This window comes from Pantoea brenneri (assembly GCF_038594305.1).
Classification (GTDB): domain Bacteria; phylum Pseudomonadota; class Gammaproteobacteria; order Enterobacterales; family Enterobacteriaceae; genus Pantoea; species Pantoea brenneri.
The window spans coordinates 90,887-108,821 of the sequence record NZ_JBCGBG010000001.1; the positions used below are offsets into that span (position 1 = coordinate 90,887).

Here is a 17,935-nt window from a genome sequence, read left to right on the forward strand (position 1 = left end):
ATCGCCGGATCGCCATCAGACACTGAAAATGGCACCAACTGCCTGTTACTGATGATTAAATCAAAAAAATCGCCTCTGATGAGGCGATTTTTTTATGGCTGCGATGATTTATTCCGCATTACTCATTAGCCGGCGCGCTGCCGCTCGGCTTGCGGCGTTTACCGATATTTTTGGCATCGCGGTGACGTTTTTTCACCCGCGGTTTTTCAGCTTCGCTGGATTTCTTCTCAGCTCGCTTAGCCAGCGCCTTTTTCGACGGTTTCCCGGTGGTTTTGGCGTGCGGCGCCCGCGTCTCAGGACGCAATTCATCCACCACGCGGGCTTTCAGCGGCTCATTGACGTAGCGGCTGATTTTACCCAGCAGTACGTAGTCATGCGCTTCGACCAGCGAGATCGCGATTCCTTTGCGGCCGGCACGGCCGGTACGGCCAATACGGTGCAGATAGGTATCAGCGGTGCGCGGCATATCGAAGTTAAAGACGTGACTGACTTCCTCAACATCAATACCACGCGCCGCGATATCGGTGGCGACCAGCACGTTGACCCGGCCTTCACTCAGACGTTTAATCGCTTCGTTACGCTTGGCCTGCACCATCTCGCCTTCCAGATAGCTGCTACGAATCCCCGCTTCGTGCAGCCAGCTGACCAGCTCATGCAGACGCTCACGTTTACGCACAAACACGATGCAGCGCGTCACTTCCGGCTGTTTCAGCAAATGAACCAGTAATTTGGTTTTATGCTCCAGATCGTCAGCGCGATAGTACCACTGCTGGATCTTTTTACGTTCACGGCGGCTGGGATCGGCTTCCAGTTCAACCGGATCGTTCAGCAGACGCTCGGCGAAGTCTTTGATGTTTTCGCCTTCCAGCGTGGCGGAAAACAGCAGCGTTTGCTTGCGCCAGCGGGTTTCTGCCGCGATGGTTTCGATATCCTGTGCGAAACCCATGTCCAGCATGCGGTCCGCTTCATCGAGCACCAGCGTTTCAACTGCGCGGCAGTCAAAGTTCTCTTCTTTGATGTATTGCAGCAGACGACCGGTGGTCGCCACCACAATGTCCTGGTTTTCGCTGAACACTTCAGCGTGGTTCATATAGGCCACGCCGCCGGTGATGGTAGCGATATCCAGATGGGTATGTTTCGCCAGTTCACGCGCCTGGTCGGCGACCTGCATCGCCAGTTCGCGGGTTGGTGTGACGATCAGAATGCGGGGCGGGCCAGATTTCTTACGGGGGAAATCAAGCAGGTGCTGCAGCGCCGGTAGCAGATAGGCGGCAGTTTTCCCGGTCCCGGTAGGTGCCGAACCCAGAACGTCGCGGCCCTCAAGCGCGGGCGGAATTGCAGCAGCCTGAATCACTGTTGGGCGCGTAAAGCCTTTTTCCTGCAGCGCTTGCAGCAGGCTTTCGTCGAGTTCGAGTTCGGAAAATGTGGTTACTGTCATGGTCTACCTCAGTTTGGGGCGCTGATTATAGACAGATCAGACATAATCTTCATCTGTTAATCCGCCAGGTATGGTCTGCTGCGTGAATTCCCTTACCTGTCACGTTACACTTATGCGCTGCCGCACGGCAGAAAATAAGTGAATGGTAGCGACCCATGATGCACGATAAGCCGCGTGAGCGGCCCCAGTTAAACAAGAACGGATTTACCTTTAAACAATTTTTTGTCGCGCACGATCGCTGTGCGATGAAAGTCGGTACCGATGCCATTCTGCTCGGTGCCTGGGCACCGGTGGCTGGCGTCAGACGGATTCTGGACATTGGCAGCGGCAGCGGACTGATCGCGCTGATGCTGGCGCAGCGCACGTCGTCGCCGGTTGAGATTGATGCGGTCGAGTTAGACGGTGAGGCGGCGCAGCAGGCACGCGAGAATGTACAGCAGTCGCCGTGGCCGCAGCGTATTCACATCCATCAGCAGGATATCGCCCGCTGGGCCGAAGACTGCGAGCAGCGTTATTCGCTGATTGTCAGCAATCCTCCGTACTTTGCGCCTGGCGTAGCCTGTTCCACTGCGGCGCGGGACAGCGCCCGTGCGACCCGCACCCTCGATCATCAGACCCTGTTACGCAGCGCAGCGTTGCTGATTGAAGAAGAGGGGATGTTCTGCGTGGTACTGCCCACCGCGACCGGCGAAACGTTTATCAGCCAGGCGCTGGCCGATGGCTGGCATTTACGTTTTCGGCTGGACGTGGCGGAATATGCTCATCGCCCGCCGCATCGCGTGCTGCTGGCTTTCTCTCCGCAGGCCGGCGAAACGCTGCTGGAGCGTCTTGCCATTCGCGCGCCCGACACCCACTATTCCGAAGACTGGTGTTGCCTGACGCGGGCATTCTACCTGTTCCTGTAACCGGGCGGCGTCAGGATGGTCGGCAGCGCTTCGGGTAACAGGTCGGGATAGTCGCGGATGTAGTGCAGTCCGCGGCTCTCTTTTCGCTCCAGCGCGCAGCGCACCATGAGATCGGCGACCTGCACCAGATTCCTCAGCTCCAGCAGGTTGTTGGAGAGGCGGAAGTGATGGTAATACTCATCAATTTCCTGCTGCAGCAGCGTGATGCGGCGCAACGCCCGCTCGAGGCGCTTGGTGGTTCGCACAATGCCAACGTAATCCCACATAAACAGCCGCAGCTCGTGCCAGTTATGCTGGATGATCACCCGCTCATCCGCATCATCGACCTGGCTTTCATCCCAGCCGGGCAGGGTAGTCACCGCTTCGACGTCGGGCAGGGTGCGAATCAAATCCTCCGCGGCTGACCAGCCATAAACCAGACACTCCAGCAGTGAGTTGGACGCCATCCGGTTAGCGCCGTGCAGGCCGGTATAACTCACTTCACCAATCGCATACAGGCCATTGAGATCGGTACGCCCCTGCTGATCGACCATCACGCCGCCGCAGGTATAGTGCGCGGCAGGCACAATCGGAATCGGCTGTTTGGTCAGATCAAAGCCAAAGGTCAGCAGCTTGTCGTAAATCATCGGGAAGTGAGCGCGGACAAATGCTTCCGGCTGATGACTGATATCGAGATACATGCAGTCCACGCCCAGCCGTTTCATTTCGTGGTCTATCGCCCGGGCGACGATGTCACGCGGCGCCAGTTCAGCCCGTTGATCAAAATCGGGCATGAAACGGCTGCCGTCAGGACGCAGCAGCCAGGCACCTTCGCCACGTAATGCTTCGGTTAGCAGGAAATTCTGCGCCTGCGGATGAAACAGGCAGGTCGGGTGAAACTGGTTAAACTCCAGATTGGCGACCCGGCAGCCGGCACGCCACGCCATCGCAATTCCATCGCCAGAGGCAATATCGGGATTGGTGGTGTATTGATAGACTTTGGCTGCGCCGCCGGTTGCGACCACGACGGCGCGGGCGCTACAGGTTTCCACCTGCTCGCGATTGCGGTTCCAGATCCACGCACCCACAGCACGGCGTGGTCCGGGCAGGCCCAGTTTGTCTGAAAGAATGAGATCGACCGCGTTAGTACGTTCCAGAATCCGGATGTTGGGATGGCTCAGCGCCTGACTGACCAGCGTGGTTTCTACCGCGCGGCCGGTGGCATCGGCACTGTGCAGAATGCGGCGATGACTGTGGCCGCCTTCACGGGTCAGGTGATAGCGCATCTCGCCTGCCGCCTGCGGATCGATATCAAAGGCGACCCCGTTATCAATCAGCCACTGCACGCAGTGACGGGCATTGCTGGCAATAAACGAAACGGCGTCGCGATCGCACAGGCCGGCACCGGCAATCAGCGTATCCGCCACGTGCGACTCAATGCTGTCGGTTTCATCGAACACCGCCGCGATACCGCCCTGCGCATACAGGGTGGAGCCCTCATTGACCTGCGCTTTGCTGAGCACCAGCACTTGATAATGTCTGGCCAGCCGTAACGCCAGCGACAGGCCGGCGGCACCGCTGCCCACAATCAATACATCACACTGATAATCCGGATTTGCATTTGTCATGGTGTTTAATTTACTAAACAAGAATAGGCCTGAGCATAAGCGTTAAGCCGGTTGCTGTGAAGTATTTTGAACAAATTTTCCACGCGCCAGGCAGCGTCAGGCTAAATGTCGCTAACAATCAGCAGGTTAAATTCGGGACGGTTTAAAAAGTGTTTTTTATACCAAACTTAATTAAGCGCAGGGATTTAAAGATGAAAAAGCCGTTGTCATAGGTTACTCTGCCTGCGATTTACGCTCCCTGTACTGAACGAAAATGAACAAGCCGGATAATCACCAGCGGAGCGGTAAATATTAGGGCGATAAGTGAACTTCGCACCACATCACAACTCTAAGCGCATGCTTGCTCAGAACCATTGAGATGTGCTGGCAGTTACTTTACGCGTATAAAAAATTTGGGGAGACATTACCTCGGATGAGCGAGCAGTTAACGGATCAGATCCTCGTTGAACGGGTACAGAAGGGAGATCAAAAAGCTTTCAACTTACTGGTAATTCGTTACCAGCATAAAGTGGCGAGCCTGGTTTCACGCTATGTTCCGTCGGGCGATGTGCCTGATGTAGTACAGGAATCGTTTATTAAAGCGTATCGCGCACTGGACTCTTTCCGGGGCGATAGCGCGTTTTATACCTGGCTGTACCGCATTGCGGTTAATACAGCGAAAAATTACCTGGTTGCTCAGGGGCGACGTCCGCCATCCAGCGATGTGGATGCGATTGACGCAGAAAATTTCGAAAGTGCGGGTGCATTAAAAGAAATTTCGAACCCTGAGAACTTAATGTTGTCTGACGAATTGAAACAAATTGTCTTTCGTACCATCGAGGCGCTACCCGAGGACTTGCGTATGGCAATCACCCTCAGGGAACTGGACGGCCTGAGCTATGAAGAGATCGCCGTCATTATGGATTGCCCGGTAGGCACTGTTCGGTCACGTATCTTCCGTGCGCGAGAGGCCATTGATAATAAAGTTCAACCGCTTATCCAACGTCAGTGATAACGGCTACTGGAAGGGTACATAGGCATGCAGAAAGAAAAACTTTCCGCTTTAATGGATGGTGAGACCTTAGATAACGAGCTGTTCTCAGCCTTATCGAAGGATGCAGATCTACAGAAAAGCTGGGAAAGCTACCATCTGATTCGCGATACCATGCGCGGCGATGTTGGCGAGTTCCTGCATTTCGATATCTCTGCGCGCGTTGCCGCTGCCATCGAAAAAGAACCGCTGCGTACTGTTACACCGCTGATCCCTGAAGCGCAGCCAGAACCTTCCCGCTGGGAAAAAATGCCGTTCTGGCAGAAAGTGCGTCCATGGGCAGCACAGTTAACCCAGGTCGGCGTGGCTGCCTGTGTTTCTCTGGCAGTTATCGTTGGCGTCCAGCACTACAACCAGCCAAACGGCGGCACGGCTGAATCGTCCGATTCTCCGGTGTTTAACACGCTGCCGATGATGGGCAAAGCCTCACCGGTCAGCCTCGGCGTGCCTTCTGATGCGTTTGATACCAACAGCGCTAATCAGCAGGTTCAGGATCAGCGTCGTCGCGTCAATGCGATGCTGCAGGATTATGAACTGCAACGCCGTTTACATGCCGATCAGCTGCAGTTTGAAACCGATGCACCGAAACAAGCACAGGCTGATGTTCCCGGAAACCAATCCTTAGGACTCCAGCAGCAGTAATGAAGCCGCTTTGGTATGCTGTTAGCCTGCTGACAGGCAGCCTGTTGTGGTCATCTGCCGCCCCGGCGCAACCTTCTGCGTCCGGGGCGTTATTGCAGCAGATGGAGCAGGCAAGTCAAAACCTCAACTACGAATTCGCCTATATCAACGTCTCCCGCCTCGGCATTGAATCATTGCGTTATCGTCATGCTGTGATTGATGAGCGTATTTTTGCTCAGCTGTTGCAGATGGACGGCCCGCGACGTGAAGTGATCCAGCGTGGCAACGATATCAGCTACTTCGAACCTGGTCTTGAGCCGTTTTCGCTGCCCGGTAACCACATTATCGATGCGCTGCCGTCGGTGATTTTTGCAGACTTCACCAAGCTGGGCAGTGCGTACGACTTCATTACCGTTGGCCGCTCGCGTATTGCCGATCAGATGTGCGACGTATTGCGCATCGTGTCACGCGATGGCACCCGCTACAGCTATGTCGTCTGGCTGGATGTGGATACCAGGCTGCCTCTGCGGATTGACCTGCTGGACCGCGACGGTGAAACGCTGGAGCAGTTCCGTGTCATCAGCTTCGCGGTGGATGAAGGGGTGCGTAACCTGATGCAGGGGCTGGAGAAGGCCAACCTGCCGCCATCGCTCTCCGTCCCGAAAGGGGATGCGGTGACGCTCAACTGGCAGCCAGGCTGGATACCCGCCGGCATGACGCTGGTCTCTCAGAATCGTCGTACGTTGCCCGCGCTGAACAAAAACATGGAGTCGCGTCTCTACAGCGACGGCCTGTTCAGCTTCGCCATTAATATCACTCCGGCCGATAAAAGTAGTACCACCCAGACATTGCGCACTGGACGTCGTACGGTACAAACGGTTGTGCGCAATAATAGCGAGATTGCGGTGGTCGGCGAATTACCGCCTTCGACAGCAAAACGCATTGCGGACAGCATCGACCTGGGGTCACAAAAATGATGAGAGAATGGGCCACCGTGGTGGCATGGCAGGATGGCATCGCCACTCTGCATACTGAAGCGAAAACCTCCTGCAACAGCTGCCAGGCGCGTAAAGGCTGCGGCAGCCACATGCTGAACAAACTCGGCCCGAAAAATGCCCACGTAATGCAGATCGCCAGCAGCAAACCGCTGCAGCCGGGTCAGCGTATCGAACTGGGTATCCGCGAGAGCAGCCTGCTGGGCTCGGCGTTGCTGGTCTATATGACGCCGCTGTTGGGTTTGTTTGTGGTGGCAGGGCTGTTTCAGGCGCTGTTCAGCAGCGATCTGGCGGCCGCCTGTGGTGCGCTGCTGGGCGGTATTGGCGGCTTTATTATCGCCAAAGGCGTCTCGATGAAACTGGGCGATCGCGAAGCCTTTCAACCGGTGATCCTGAACATCGCATTACCTCCTGATGCGCTGCGCGTTGAAAGCGAAGCGTAACGCATCTCCAGGCCGCGCACTCCGCGGCCTTTGTCTGTTCTCCCTTACGCAAAACTCTGTTTCGCTTCCACAACGTTCCATTCTTTTATGCGCGGCGTTAACAGTGTAATATGCGTCGTCATTAATGAGGCTGACAGGATTGTGGGTAAAGAGCGATCTTCCTGAATGTGTCTGTGCTCAGGTTTTCAACTGATTCTCTATGCGAAGATATTCATATAAATGAAGCACATAAGAAATTTCTCCATCATCGCCCACATCGACCATGGTAAATCTACGCTCTCTGACCGCCTGATTCAGATTTGTGGTGGCCTCACCGCCCGTGAGATGGCTGCCCAGGTTCTTGACTCTATGGATCTGGAACGCGAGCGCGGTATTACCATCAAAGCACAGAGCGTAACGCTCGATTACCACGCGAAAGACGGCGAAACTTACCAGCTCAATTTCATCGACACTCCGGGTCACGTTGACTTCTCCTATGAAGTTTCCCGCTCACTGGCGGCCTGTGAAGGCGCACTGCTGGTGGTGGATGCCGGGCAGGGCGTAGAAGCGCAGACCCTGGCGAACTGCTACACCGCGATTGAGATGGATCTGGAAGTAGTGCCGGTTCTGAACAAAATTGACCTGCCAGCGGCCGATCCCGATCGTGCGGCGCAGGAAATTGAAGATATCGTCGGCATTGATGCTACTGACGCGGTGCGCTGCTCGGCAAAAACCGGCGTTGGCGTACCGGAAGTGCTGGAACGTTTAGTGCGTGACATCCCGCCGCCAGAAGGCGATCCGGAAGCACCGCTGCAGGCGCTGATTATCGACTCCTGGTTCGATAACTACCTCGGTGTGGTGTCGTTGGTGCGGGTTAAAAACGGCACCATGCGCAAGGGCGATAAAATTAAGGTTCTGAGTACTGGCCAGGTGTATAACGCTGACCGTCTCGGCATCTTCACCCCGAAGCAGGTTGACCGTACCGAGCTTAACTGCGGTGAAGTTGGCTGGCTGGTCTGTGCGATTAAAGACATCCTCGGCGCGCCGGTAGGGGACACCCTGACCACCGCGCGTAACCCGGCAGACAAAGCGCTGCCAGGCTTTAAAAAAGTGAAGCCGCAGGTTTATGCCGGTCTGTTCCCGATCAGCTCTGACGACTATGAAGCGTTCCGTGATGCGCTCGGCAAACTGAGCCTGAATGACGCCTCGCTGTTCTATGAGCCAGAAAGCTCGACGGCGCTGGGCTTTGGTTTCCGTTGCGGCTTCCTCGGTCTGCTGCACATGGAGATCATCCAGGAGCGTCTGGAGCGTGAATACGATCTCGATTTAATTACCACGGCACCGACCGTGGTGTATGAAGTGGTTACCACCAGCGGCGACGTGGTCTACGTAGACAGCCCGTCTAAGTTGCCAGCGCTGAATAATATTGAAGAGCTGCGCGAACCGATCGCCGAGTGTCATATGCTGCTGCCGCAGGAATATCTGGGCAACGTCATTACACTGTGCATTGAGAAACGTGGCGTTCAGACCAATATGGTTTACCACGGCAATCAGGTCGCGCTGACTTACGAGATTCCGATGGCAGAAGTGGTGCTCGACTTCTTCGACCGTCTGAAATCCACCTCACGCGGCTATGCTTCGCTGGATTACAACTTTAAACGTTTCCAGGCCTCTGACATGGTGCGCGTCGACGTTCTGATTAACTCCGAACGTGTCGATGCGCTGGCGCTGATTACCCACCGTGAAAACGCACCGTATCGTGGACGCGATCTGGTTGAGAAGATGAAAGAGCTCATCCCGCGTCAGCAGTTTGATATTGCGATTCAGGCGGCAATCGGCAACCACATTATCGCGCGTTCAACGGTTAAACAGCTGCGTAAAAACGTACTCGCCAAGTGTTATGGCGGCGACGTCAGCCGTAAGAAGAAACTGTTGCAGAAGCAGAAAGACGGTAAGAAGCGAATGAAGCAGGTCGGTAACGTTGAGCTGCCGCAGGAAGCCTTCCTCGCGATTCTGCATGTCGGTAAGGACAGCAAATAAGGATTTCCAATGGCTAATATGTTCGCCCTGATACTGGCGATAGCGACGCTGATTACTGGCATCGTCTGGGTTATTGATCGTTTTAAATGGGCACCGCAACGTCGGGCTAAACAGGCGGCGGCTCAGGCGCAAACCGGTAATACGCTCGACAGCAAAACGCTGGCGAAAGTATCGTCGCAGCCGGGCTGGGTTGAAACTACCGCCTCGGTGTTCCCGGTACTGGCCGTGGTGTTCATCGTGCGTTCGTTTATTTACGAACCGTTCCAGATCCCTTCGGGATCGATGATGCCGACGCTGCTGATTGGCGATTTTATTCTGGTGGAGAAGTTTGCCTATGGAATTAAAGATCCAATCACTCAGACCACGCTGATCCCGACCGGTCAGCCAAAGCGCGGTGACATCGCGGTATTTAAATACCCGAAAGATCCGAGCCTCGACTACATTAAACGCGTGATTGGTTTACCTGGCGATAAAGTGATCTATGATCCTTACAGCAAAACCCTGACGGTCAAGCCAGCCTGTACCGACGGTAAAGCCTGTGACACCGCGTTAGCGGTGACTTATACCGACGTTGAGCCGAGCAACTTTATTCAGACCTTCAGCGGCTTTGATGGTAACGAAACTGGCAACGGTTTTTATCAGGTGCCACAGGGCGATACGATGCGCGGTGGCTTACGCCTCGGCACCCGTAAAGAGACGATTGGCAACGTGACCCATGACATCCTGCTGGTGAACGAAGCGCAGAGTCAGGCGGGCATGTATTACCAGCAGCCGGGTCAGCCACAGGCGAGCTGGGTAGTGCCGAAAGGGCAATATTTCATGATGGGCGATAACCGTGATAACAGCGCCGACAGCCGCTACTGGGGCTTTGTCCCGGAGCGTAATCTGGTCGGTAAAGCGGTCGCTATCTGGATGAGCTTTGAGAAACAAGAAGGACAGTGGCCTACCGGCGTGCGATTCAGTCGTATCGGCGGCATCCACTAAAAGTATTGTCTGATTAACAGGCAAATCGGGTGGCCTCCTGCGGGAGGCCACTGCACACCAAACGGAATGTGTTGGATTCTCAGCCCTGTTTGGTATGCAGAGTCACAGACGCAACAAAGAACTGGAATCGCATGAACCCCATCCTGATTAACAAGCTTCAGCGCAAACTGGGCTACACTTTTACTCATTCGGAACTGTTACAGCAGGCCCTGACTCACCGCAGCGCCAGCAGTAAGCACAACGAGCGTCTTGAATTTCTCGGCGATTCCATTCTCAGCTATGTGATTGCGAACGCGCTTTATCACCGCTTTCCGCGGGTTGATGAAGGTGACATGAGCCGCATGCGCGCCACGCTGGTGCGCGGTAATACGCTGGCGGAAATGGCGCGTGAATTTGATCTCGGCGAATGCCTGCGTTTAGGGCCGGGTGAGCTGAAAAGCGGCGGTTTCCGTCGCGAATCGATCCTGGCGGATACGGTGGAAGCGCTGATTGGCGGTATCTTCCTCGATAGCAGTATCCAGACGGTAGAAAAACTGATCCTCGACTGGTATCAGAGCCGCCTCGACGAAATCAGTCCTGGCGACAAACAAAAAGATCCGAAAACGCGTCTGCAGGAGTATCTGCAGGGGCGTCACCTTCCGCTGCCAAGCTATCTGGTGGTACAGGTGCGTGGCGAAGCTCACGATCAGGAATTCACCATTCACTGTCAGGTGAGTGGCATGGCCGATCCGGTGGTGGGCGTAGGCTCCAGCCGCCGTAAAGCAGAACAGGCAGCCGCCGAACAGGCGCTGATTAAACTGGGTCTCGAATAATTCCCCTGACCCGGGCACCGGCAACGGTGCCCGATATATCATGACCTGACTGCCTGCTGGCCCTGGCGTCTGAACCGACGCTGAATCAATCATGACCCGAATATGCACTATCCCGGCGCCTGAACAGGCGCTGAATAACTCAGGACTCGAATGAGCGAAAACGTAACTTATTGCGGCTTTGTCGCGATTGTCGGCCGACCTAACGTCGGCAAATCCACTTTACTGAACCAGTTGCTGGGACAGAAGGTGTCGATCACCTCGCGTAAGCCGCAAACCACGCGCCACCGCATCATGGGCATCCATACCGAAGGCGCCTATCAGGCGATCTACGTCGATACGCCCGGCCTGCACATGGAAGAGAAACGCGCGATTAACCGTCTGATGAACCGCGCCGCCAGCAGCTCAATTGGCGACGTGGAACTGGTGATCTTCGTGGTTGAAGGCACCCGCTGGACGCCGGATGATGAAATGGTGTTAGGCAAACTGCGCGACGGCAAAGTGCCGGTGGTGCTGGCGATCAACAAAGTCGATAACATCCAGGACAAGAGTATTCTGCTGCCGCACCTGCAGTTCCTGAGCCAGCAGATGAACTTCCTCGATATCGTACCGATCTCGGCGGAAAGCGGAAAGAACGTCGATACCATTGCGGCGATTACCCGTAAACATCTGCGCCAGGCCGATCACCACTTCCCGGAAGATTACATCACTGACCGTTCACAGCGCTTTATGGCGTCGGAGATCATCCGTGAGAAGCTGATGCGTTTCCTCGGTGCTGAACTGCCTTACTCGGTGACGGTAGAAATTGAACGCTTCGTCTCTAACGAACGCGGCGGCTACGACATCAATGGCCTGATTCTGGTTGAGCGTGAAGGTCAGAAGAAGATGGTGATTGGTAACAAAGGCAGCAAAATCAAAACGATCGGCATTGAAGCGCGTAAAGACATGGAAGATATGTTCGAAGCGAAAGTGCATCTCGAACTGTGGGTTAAAGTGAAATCGGGCTGGGCGGACGACGAACGTGCGCTGCGCAGCCTGGGTTACACAGACGATCTCTGATTCGATGGAAGGCTGGCAACGCGCCTTTGTGCTGCATAGTCGTCCCTTCAGTGAGACCAGTCTGCTGCTCGACCTGTTCAGCGAAAGTGAAGGGCGGGTGCGGGTACTGGCGAAAGGGGCGCGTTCACGGCGCTCCCAGCTGAAAGGGGCGTTACAGCCTTTTACCCCACTGCTGGTTCGCTGGAGCGGGCGGGGCGAGGTCAAAACCCTGCGCAATGCCGAAGCGGTATCGCTGGCGTTACCGCTCAGCGGTATCACGCTTTACTGCGGCCTGTACGTCAACGAGCTGATATCCCGCGTACTGGAGCAGGAATTCCCGTTCTCCGATCTGTTCTTCGATTATCTTAACTGTCTGCAAAGCTTAGCCTCATCGCAGGGCTCGCCAGAACCGGCCCTACGCCGCTTTGAACTGGCGCTGCTCGGCCATCTTGGCTACGGCGTCGATTTCCTGCACTGTGCCGGCAGTGGCGAGCCGGTCAGCGACGAGATGACCTACAGCTACCGCGAAGAGCGCGGCTTTATCGCCAGCCTGGTGCTGAATCAACGCAGCTTCACCGGTCGCCAGCTGCGCGCCCTGTGTGAGCGCGAATTCCCTGATGCCGACAGCCTGCGAGCCGCTAAGCGGTTCACCCGTATCGCCCTGAAACCTTACCTTGGCGGTAAGCCGCTCAAGAGTCAGGAACTGTTTCGTCAGTTTATCCCGAAGAAAAAAACCGACGAAGCCGCTGAATAGCGCTGGTCGTACCGCTTGCCGGATGCAACGCGGTACACTCAACATTACGACAAACAAGAGGTGAGGATGGTCATGTCTGAGTTGCTGTTAGGCGTCAATATCGATCACATTGCCACGGTACGTAACGCGCGCGGGACAAACTATCCCGATCCGGTGCAGGCGGCGTTTATCGCTGAGCAGGCGGGCGCGGATGGCATTACCGTGCATCTGCGCGAGGATCGCCGTCATATCACCGATCGTGATGTGCGTATTCTGCGTGACACCATCCAGACGCGGATGAATCTGGAGATGGCGGTTACCGATGAGATGATTGGCATCGCCTGCGATATCAAACCGCATTTCTGCTGTCTGGTTCCGGAAAAGCGTCAGGAAGTGACCACCGAAGGCGGACTGGACGTGGCGGGCCAGCAGGACAAGCTGAATACGGCGGTCAAGCTGCTGAGTGAAGCGGGAATTCTGGTCTCACTGTTCATTGATGCCGATCACCGCCAGATTGAAGCGGCGGTGGCCAGCGGAGCGCCGTATATCGAAATTCATACCGGTGCCTACGCTGAAGCCCCGGAAGGCCTGGCACGCGATGCAGAACTGGCACGTATCCGTCAGGCGGCTACCTTCGCGGCCAGCCTTGGTCTGAAGGTCAACGCCGGCCACGGTCTGACCTATCACAACGTGCTGCCGATTGCCGCGCTGCCGGAAATGCATGAGCTGAACATTGGTCATGCGATTATTGGCCGTGCGGTGATGAGCGGATTGCCTGACGCAGTCCGGGAGATGAAGCAGCTGCTGCGTGAAGCGCGTCGCTGATGGCAATTCTCGGGCTGGGTACCGACATCGTTGAAATCGAGCGTATCGCCGGGGTGATTGAGCGCTCCGGCGATCGACTGGCGCGGCGGGTATTGAGCGAAGCGGAATGGCAGCAATATCAGGCGCACCAGCAGCCGGTGCGCTTTCTCGCCAAGCGTTTTGCCGTCAAAGAGGCGGCGGCCAAGGCATTTGGCACCGGCATTCGTGGCGGTCTGGCCTTTAATCAGTTTGAGGTTTATAACGATGCGCTGGGAAAACCGGGGTTACGTTTTTTCCAGCATGCGGATGAGCTGGCACAGCGACTGGGCGTGAAAAGCGTTCACGTGACGCTGGCTGACGAACGTCATTACGCCTGCGCCACGGTGATTATCGAAAGCTAACCGTGCAGCACCACAAACTTATCCCACAGCGCATCGCGTGATTCGGTGTGCTGTGGATCAGTAATAATGGTGTTATCGATCGGGCAAACCCGCTGACAGGTTGGCTCATCATAATGCCCGATGCACTCGGTGCAGCGGCTGACGTCAATTTCATAAATCGCATCACCCAGCGAGATGGCCTGGTTCGGGCATTCCGGTTCGCACATATCGCAGTTAATGCATTTGGCCGTGATCAACAGCGCCATTTTTCCCACCTGGTTACAACAGAAAAAGCGCGGCTATTATACGCCCTCCGGCTGATCAGACCAGCTTTTTCACCAGCGCTTCGCTGTGCCGGATATGGCTGGAGGCGCGTTCCGGATCGTTTTGCACCAGCGCCATAAACAGCAGGTCAGTCAGCGCCAGCTGGGCGGTGGTCGAGGAGATGGCTGCGCTGCGGGTGCTTTGCTCTTCCGCTACGGTATAGAGACACTGGCTGGCGCTCTGTTGCAGGGTATTCGGGGTGAAGCCGGTAAAGGCCACCACGTCGGCACCTACCTGGGCGGCTTCCTGCGCGGCCAGATTGATCTCACGCCGCTCACCGGTATAAGAGATAGCGAGCAGCACATCGCCCGGCCCCATCGCCTGTACGCTGGCCAGCAGGGCGTGCATATCCTGCTCGGCGACCGCATTGATCCCGATTTTCATCAGCTTCCATGAAAAATCTTTTGCCACCAGCCCGGAAGCACCAATTCCCACCAGCAGGATGCGCCGGGCATTCTTCAGCAGCTGCAACACCTCGTTGAGCTTCTCTTCGCTGTTGATATCCAGCGTGGCGCGAATCGCCGACAGCTTTTCAGCCAGCAACTTTTCTCCCACCATTTTGAGCGGGTCATCGCTGAGAATATGGTTATGCACGGTAATCGCATCCTTGTCGGCCAGTGACTCACTCAGGGCCAGTTTCAGCGCTGGAAACCCTTTATAGCCCAGCTTCTGAGCGAACTTGACCACGCTCGACTGACTGACGCCTGACTCCTCCGCCAGCTTTTGCGAACTCAGATGACGGGCCCGATCGGGTTGTGACAGCAGAAAATCAGCCAGCCGGCGTTCGTTTAGCGCCAGACGGGGATAAAGCTGGCGAATGCGCAGCAATGAACTCATGCCCAATCCTCATGATTCAGGAGTAATTTGCGAAGAATAAACTATTCATCTGGCATTGTAGTCATCGGAATTAAAAATGACAGCCATCGCCGTGCCGCCTGATGATGGCTACAATAGAGTCTATTGGCGCAAAATCAGCGAAAAGGAGAGTTGTTTGACCAAGGGTACACAACGTCGCATCGTATTTTTCGACCTGGACGGCACGCTGCATCAGCAGGATATGTTTGGCACCTTTATGCGTTATCTGCTGCGACGCCGGCCGCTGAATCTGCTGCTGGTGGTCCCGTTGCTGCCGGTGGTGGGGCTCGGATTGCTGTTCAAAGGCCGGGCGGCACGCTGGCCGATGAGCCTGTTGCTGTGGTCGATCACCTTTGGTCATTCAGAGCGAACCTTGCTGCGTCTAGAAGCTGAATTCGCGCAATGGTTTCGCCTGCGGGTGAAAGCGTTCCCGGTGGTGCAACAGCGCCTGACTGACTATCTCGGCAGCGATGACGCCGATGTCTGGCTGATTACCGGCTCACCACAGTCGCTGGTCGAACAGGTCTATTACGACTCGGCTTTTCTGCCGCGGGTGAAAATGATTGCCAGCCAGATGCAGCGCGGCTGGGGCGGTCGGGTGCTGGCGATGCGCTGTCTCGGCCATGAAAAAGTGGCGCAGCTGGAGGAGAAAATCGGCACGCCGCTGCAGCTTTACAGCGGGTACAGCGACAGCAAGCAGGATAACCCGCTGCTGTTTTTCTGCCAGCATCGCTGGCGTGTCACGCCGGCGGGCGAACTGCAACAGCTGGAATAAGTTTCACCCGCGACCGCGAGACCGCTATAATGCGCCGCTTTTCTGTTGACGGGAGTGGCCTGCATGAATCAACAACGCGATGAATACTGGATGCGCCACGCCCTCGGCCTGGCGCGATTAGCCTGGGAGCAGGGCGAAGTGCCGGTCGGCGCGGTGCTGGTACAGGATGAGCGGGTGATTGGCGAAGGCTGGAATCGCCCGATTGGTCAGCACGATCCGACCGCCCACGCCGAAATGATGGCGCTGCGACAGGGCGGTAAGGTACTGGAAAACTATCGGCTGCTGAACACCACGCTTTACGTGACGCTGGAGCCGTGCGTGATGTGCGCGGGCGCGATGGTCCACAGTCGCATTACCCGGCTGGTGTATGGTGCGCATGATGTCAAAACCGGGGCGGCAGGCTCGCTGCTGGATGTGCTGGGGCATCCCGGCATGAATCATCAGATTGAATTGCACAGCGGCGTGCTGGCAGAAGAGTGTGCCGCCATGCTGAGTGATTTCTTCCGCATGCGGCGCGAGCAGAAAAAAGCGCTGCGTCAGGCGCAACGCCAGAGTTAATTCATGGCGATGTTCGGTTCAACTGCCGGATAGCCTTTTGCCAGTTCCGCTTGCGCAGCCATCTGCTGTGCCAGGCGTTTTTCCTGCTCCTGCAGATACCCCACCAGACTGATCTGATATTTACGGATGTTCTCCACGTAGTTATACGCCTCGTGCCCGCGCGCGTAACCATAGGTGGTCTGGGTGTAGTAACGCTTCTGGCTCAGCATGGGTAGCCGCAGCTTAACGTCCGCCCAGCTATCCGGATTGCCGCCCTGACGCGCCGTCAGTTTACGCACGTCGAGCATGTGGGCATAGCCCATGTTGTAGGCCGCCAGTGCAAACCAGATGCGCTCATCTTCCGGGATAGTTTGCGGCACTTTCTCCATCATATTCTGCAGATACTGACTGCCGCCGCGAATACTCTGCTCAGGATCGGTGCGGTCGCCCACATCAAGGCTCTCAGCGGTATTGCGGGTCAGCATCATCATGCCGCGCACGCCGGTCGGCGAGGTGGCCTGCGGATTCCAGTGCGACTCCTGATAAGAGATGGCTGCCAGCAGGCGCCAGTCGATGCCGGAGGCATACTTCTCAAACAGCGGCTTGATGTCGGGCAGGGTGCTGTCGATGGCGCGCAGGAAAGTGCGGGTATCGACATAGTCAAAGGTACCTACGTGACCGAGATATTTCTCCTCCAGTCGCGCCATTGCGCCTTCTTCACCCATGCCGTTAAAGAAGTCGAGCATCGCCGCATTCAGGCTGTCATCGTCGCTGTGCTTCATGTACCAGGTCACCGGCTCTTCATCGGTGACGTCAAACGCCACTGCCAGCTGCGGATAGATGCGTTGCAGCAGGGCGATCGTCACCGAGTCGCCGATGGTATAGTCGAGTTTGCCATCCGCCACTGCTTCCAGCAGCGCTTTCGGGCTTTGATCGGTGGAGATCGCCCAGTCCAGATCGGGGAACTGATTAGAGCGGGCGCTTTTCAGGCTGGAGAGGTACGCCGATCCCGAGGCGACCGTCAGCCGCCCCTTGAGATCACCGAGGTTTTTAGGGCGTGGCTTATCCACGCGATACACCAGCTGTTGCGAAACGTTGTAGTAGCCGGGCCCGGTTCGATACCGCGCCAGGCGTTCGCTGTTATAATTCAGGCCCGCCGCCAGCACATCCGCTTTCCCTTCATCAAGATCGTCAAACAGGTCACTCAGGTTCGGGCGGACCGTCACCTTCAGTTTAACGCCCAGATAATCGGCGAAGCGTTTTGCCAGCTCGTAGTCCATACCGGCCGGGGCCTGATTTATGGTGTAGTAAGTCAGAGGGGAATTGATGGTACTGACACGCAATACTCCCCGTGATTTAATCTGTGAAATCGTATCCTGCCCACCGCCGTACCACGGGATGGACGGCCACAATGCCATCGCTAACAGCACGGCGACCAGACCGATAAACAGATAATTAAATTTTAGGCGTTTCAAATAGTTATCTCTCGCTGGCTCTAAGGCCTCTGTCTTTTAAAGGCAGTATTTGTCTTCTTTGAACTCCCAGAGCGAGGGGCATTTTGCGCAACAAAGCGAAGCTGAGCAACTCATATAGCAGGTTTTGCGCAAATTTCAGGCAAATCCGGTGGGCCATAAATTT

19 protein-coding genes are annotated in these 17,935 nt (G+C 56.0%); 14 read left to right on the plus strand and 5 right to left on the minus strand.

All coding sequences use genetic code 11. The annotated features are described in order from the left end of the window. Nucleotides 1-118: 118 nt before the first annotated feature. Entirely contained in the window at nt 119-1,438 is a 1,320-nt protein-coding gene (gene srmB, locus AABB92_RS00460; RefSeq protein WP_031376288.1) for an ATP-dependent RNA helicase SrmB, read from the minus strand. Between the two features lie 155 nt (nt 1,439-1,593). Here srmB and trmN point away from each other — a divergent pair, with 155 nt between their 5' ends. Continuing rightward, nucleotides 1,594-2,343: a tRNA(1)(Val) (adenine(37)-N(6))-methyltransferase TrmN gene (gene trmN, locus AABB92_RS00465; RefSeq protein WP_031376287.1), complete on the plus strand. Its 750-nt coding sequence runs from the start codon at nt 1,594-1,596 to the stop codon at nt 2,341-2,343. Here the strand turns inward: trmN and nadB are convergent. Next, entirely contained in the window at nt 2,328-3,950 is a 1,623-nt protein-coding gene (gene nadB / locus AABB92_RS00470) for an L-aspartate oxidase (protein ID WP_031376286.1), read from the minus strand. The genes trmN and nadB overlap by 16 nt on opposite strands. A gap of 412 nt (nt 3,951-4,362) precedes the next feature. On the opposite strand from nadB, the gene rpoE reads away from it, so the two are divergent. The 11 genes from rpoE (at nt 4,363) to acpS (ending at nt 13,827) form a co-directional block, all read left to right on the plus strand. Continuing rightward, entirely contained in the window at nt 4,363-4,941 is a 579-nt protein-coding gene (gene rpoE / locus AABB92_RS00475; RefSeq protein ID WP_031376285.1) for an RNA polymerase sigma factor RpoE, read from the plus strand. Between the two features lie 27 nt (nt 4,942-4,968). Continuing rightward, entirely contained in the window at nt 4,969-5,622 is a 654-nt protein-coding gene (rseA, locus tag AABB92_RS00480) for an anti-sigma-E factor RseA (protein WP_031376284.1), read from the plus strand. Further along, entirely contained in the window at nt 5,622-6,578 is a 957-nt protein-coding gene (gene rseB, locus AABB92_RS00485) for a sigma-E factor regulatory protein RseB (protein ID WP_031376283.1), read from the plus strand. Before rseA ends, rseB begins: the two co-directional genes overlap by 1 nt. Then, nucleotides 6,575-7,039 (plus strand): SoxR-reducing system protein RseC, encoded by a 465-nt coding sequence (gene rseC / locus AABB92_RS00490; RefSeq protein ID WP_031376282.1) that lies wholly within the window; start codon nt 6,575-6,577, stop codon nt 7,037-7,039. Before rseB ends, rseC begins: the two co-directional genes overlap by 4 nt. A gap of 219 nt (nt 7,040-7,258) precedes the next feature. Next, nucleotides 7,259-9,058: a translation elongation factor 4 gene (gene lepA / locus AABB92_RS00495; protein WP_031376281.1), complete on the plus strand. Its 1,800-nt coding sequence runs from the start codon at nt 7,259-7,261 to the stop codon at nt 9,056-9,058. 9 nt (nt 9,059-9,067) lie between these two features. Then, nucleotides 9,068-10,042, plus strand: a complete 975-nt coding sequence (lepB, locus tag AABB92_RS00500; protein ID WP_031376280.1) for a signal peptidase I — start codon at nt 9,068-9,070, stop codon at nt 10,040-10,042. 131 nt (nt 10,043-10,173) lie between these two features. Then, nucleotides 10,174-10,854 (plus strand): ribonuclease III, encoded by a 681-nt coding sequence (gene rnc / locus AABB92_RS00505; RefSeq protein ID WP_031376279.1) that lies wholly within the window; start codon nt 10,174-10,176, stop codon nt 10,852-10,854. A gap of 150 nt (nt 10,855-11,004) precedes the next feature. Next, complete coding sequence (gene era / locus AABB92_RS00510; RefSeq protein ID WP_031376278.1) at nt 11,005-11,910, plus strand: GTPase Era; 906 nt, start codon at nt 11,005-11,007, stop codon at nt 11,908-11,910. A 4-nt stretch (nt 11,911-11,914) separates the two neighbouring features. Continuing rightward, complete coding sequence (gene recO, locus AABB92_RS00515; protein ID WP_031376277.1) at nt 11,915-12,643, plus strand: DNA repair protein RecO; 729 nt, start codon at nt 11,915-11,917, stop codon at nt 12,641-12,643. Nucleotides 12,644-12,715: 72 nt separating this feature from the next. After that, a complete protein-coding gene (pdxJ, locus tag AABB92_RS00520) occupies nt 12,716-13,447 on the plus strand; it encodes a pyridoxine 5'-phosphate synthase (RefSeq protein WP_031376276.1) in 732 nt (243 codons plus the stop codon). Then, on the plus strand, nt 13,447-13,827 hold the full coding sequence (gene acpS, locus AABB92_RS00525) for a holo-ACP synthase (RefSeq protein WP_031376275.1): 381 nt from the start codon (nt 13,447-13,449) through the stop codon (nt 13,825-13,827). Before pdxJ ends, acpS begins: the two co-directional genes overlap by 1 nt. On the opposite strand, the gene AABB92_RS00530 is transcribed toward acpS, so the two are convergent. Both AABB92_RS00530 and AABB92_RS00535 read right to left on the minus strand, forming a co-directional pair. After that, entirely contained in the window at nt 13,824-14,072 is a 249-nt protein-coding gene (locus tag AABB92_RS00530; protein WP_031376274.1) for a YfhL family 4Fe-4S dicluster ferredoxin, read from the minus strand. The two genes, acpS and AABB92_RS00530, sit on opposite strands and share 4 nt — an antisense overlap. Nucleotides 14,073-14,127: 55 nt before the next feature. Further along, nucleotides 14,128-14,967: a MurR/RpiR family transcriptional regulator gene (locus tag AABB92_RS00535; RefSeq protein WP_031376273.1), complete on the minus strand. Its 840-nt coding sequence runs from the start codon at nt 14,965-14,967 to the stop codon at nt 14,128-14,130. A gap of 154 nt (nt 14,968-15,121) precedes the next feature. On the opposite strand from AABB92_RS00535, the gene yfhb reads away from it, so the two are divergent. Together yfhb and tadA are read left to right on the plus strand one after the other, a co-directional pair. After that, entirely contained in the window at nt 15,122-15,760 is a 639-nt protein-coding gene (gene yfhb, locus AABB92_RS00540; protein ID WP_031376272.1) for a phosphatidylglycerophosphatase C, read from the plus strand. Between the two features lie 63 nt (nt 15,761-15,823). Next, nucleotides 15,824-16,318, plus strand: coding sequence for a tRNA adenosine(34) deaminase TadA (gene tadA / locus AABB92_RS00545; protein ID WP_031376271.1), 495 nt, complete (start codon nt 15,824-15,826; stop codon nt 16,316-16,318). Here the strand turns inward: tadA and mltF are convergent. Beyond that, a complete protein-coding gene (gene mltF, locus AABB92_RS00550) occupies nt 16,315-17,772 on the minus strand; it encodes a membrane-bound lytic murein transglycosylase MltF (protein WP_031376270.1) in 1,458 nt (485 codons plus the stop codon). The two genes, tadA and mltF, sit on opposite strands and share 4 nt — an antisense overlap. Nucleotides 17,773-17,935: the final 163 nt, after the last annotated feature.

Excerpts from the sequence above, each read along its gene's own strand:
- srmB (WP_031376288.1), bottom strand. The coding sequence starts at position 1,438 with ATGACAGTAACCACATTTTCCGAACTCGAACTCGACGAAAGCCTGCTG.
- trmN (WP_031376287.1), top strand. The coding sequence starts at position 1,594 with ATGATGCACGATAAGCCGCGTGAGCGGCCCCAGTTAAACAAGAACGGA.
- nadB (WP_031376286.1), bottom strand. The coding sequence starts at position 3,950 with ATGACAAATGCAAATCCGGATTATCAGTGTGATGTATTGATTGTGGGC.
- rpoE (WP_031376285.1), top strand. The coding sequence starts at position 4,363 with ATGAGCGAGCAGTTAACGGATCAGATCCTCGTTGAACGGGTACAGAAG.
- rseA (WP_031376284.1), top strand. The coding sequence starts at position 4,969 with ATGCAGAAAGAAAAACTTTCCGCTTTAATGGATGGTGAGACCTTAGAT.
- rseB (WP_031376283.1), top strand. The coding sequence starts at position 5,622 with ATGAAGCCGCTTTGGTATGCTGTTAGCCTGCTGACAGGCAGCCTGTTG.
- rseC (WP_031376282.1), top strand. The coding sequence starts at position 6,575 with ATGATGAGAGAATGGGCCACCGTGGTGGCATGGCAGGATGGCATCGCC.
- lepA (WP_031376281.1), top strand. The coding sequence starts at position 7,259 with ATGAAGCACATAAGAAATTTCTCCATCATCGCCCACATCGACCATGGT.
- lepB (WP_031376280.1), top strand. The coding sequence starts at position 9,068 with ATGGCTAATATGTTCGCCCTGATACTGGCGATAGCGACGCTGATTACT.
- rnc (WP_031376279.1), top strand. The coding sequence starts at position 10,174 with ATGAACCCCATCCTGATTAACAAGCTTCAGCGCAAACTGGGCTACACT.
- era (WP_031376278.1), top strand. The coding sequence starts at position 11,005 with ATGAGCGAAAACGTAACTTATTGCGGCTTTGTCGCGATTGTCGGCCGA.
- recO (WP_031376277.1), top strand. The coding sequence starts at position 11,915 with ATGGAAGGCTGGCAACGCGCCTTTGTGCTGCATAGTCGTCCCTTCAGT.
- pdxJ (WP_031376276.1), top strand. The coding sequence starts at position 12,716 with ATGTCTGAGTTGCTGTTAGGCGTCAATATCGATCACATTGCCACGGTA.
- acpS (WP_031376275.1), top strand. The coding sequence starts at position 13,447 with ATGGCAATTCTCGGGCTGGGTACCGACATCGTTGAAATCGAGCGTATC.
- AABB92_RS00530 (WP_031376274.1), bottom strand. The coding sequence starts at position 14,072 with ATGGCGCTGTTGATCACGGCCAAATGCATTAACTGCGATATGTGCGAA.
- AABB92_RS00535 (WP_031376273.1), bottom strand. The coding sequence starts at position 14,967 with ATGAGTTCATTGCTGCGCATTCGCCAGCTTTATCCCCGTCTGGCGCTA.
- tadA (WP_031376271.1), top strand. The coding sequence starts at position 15,824 with ATGAATCAACAACGCGATGAATACTGGATGCGCCACGCCCTCGGCCTG.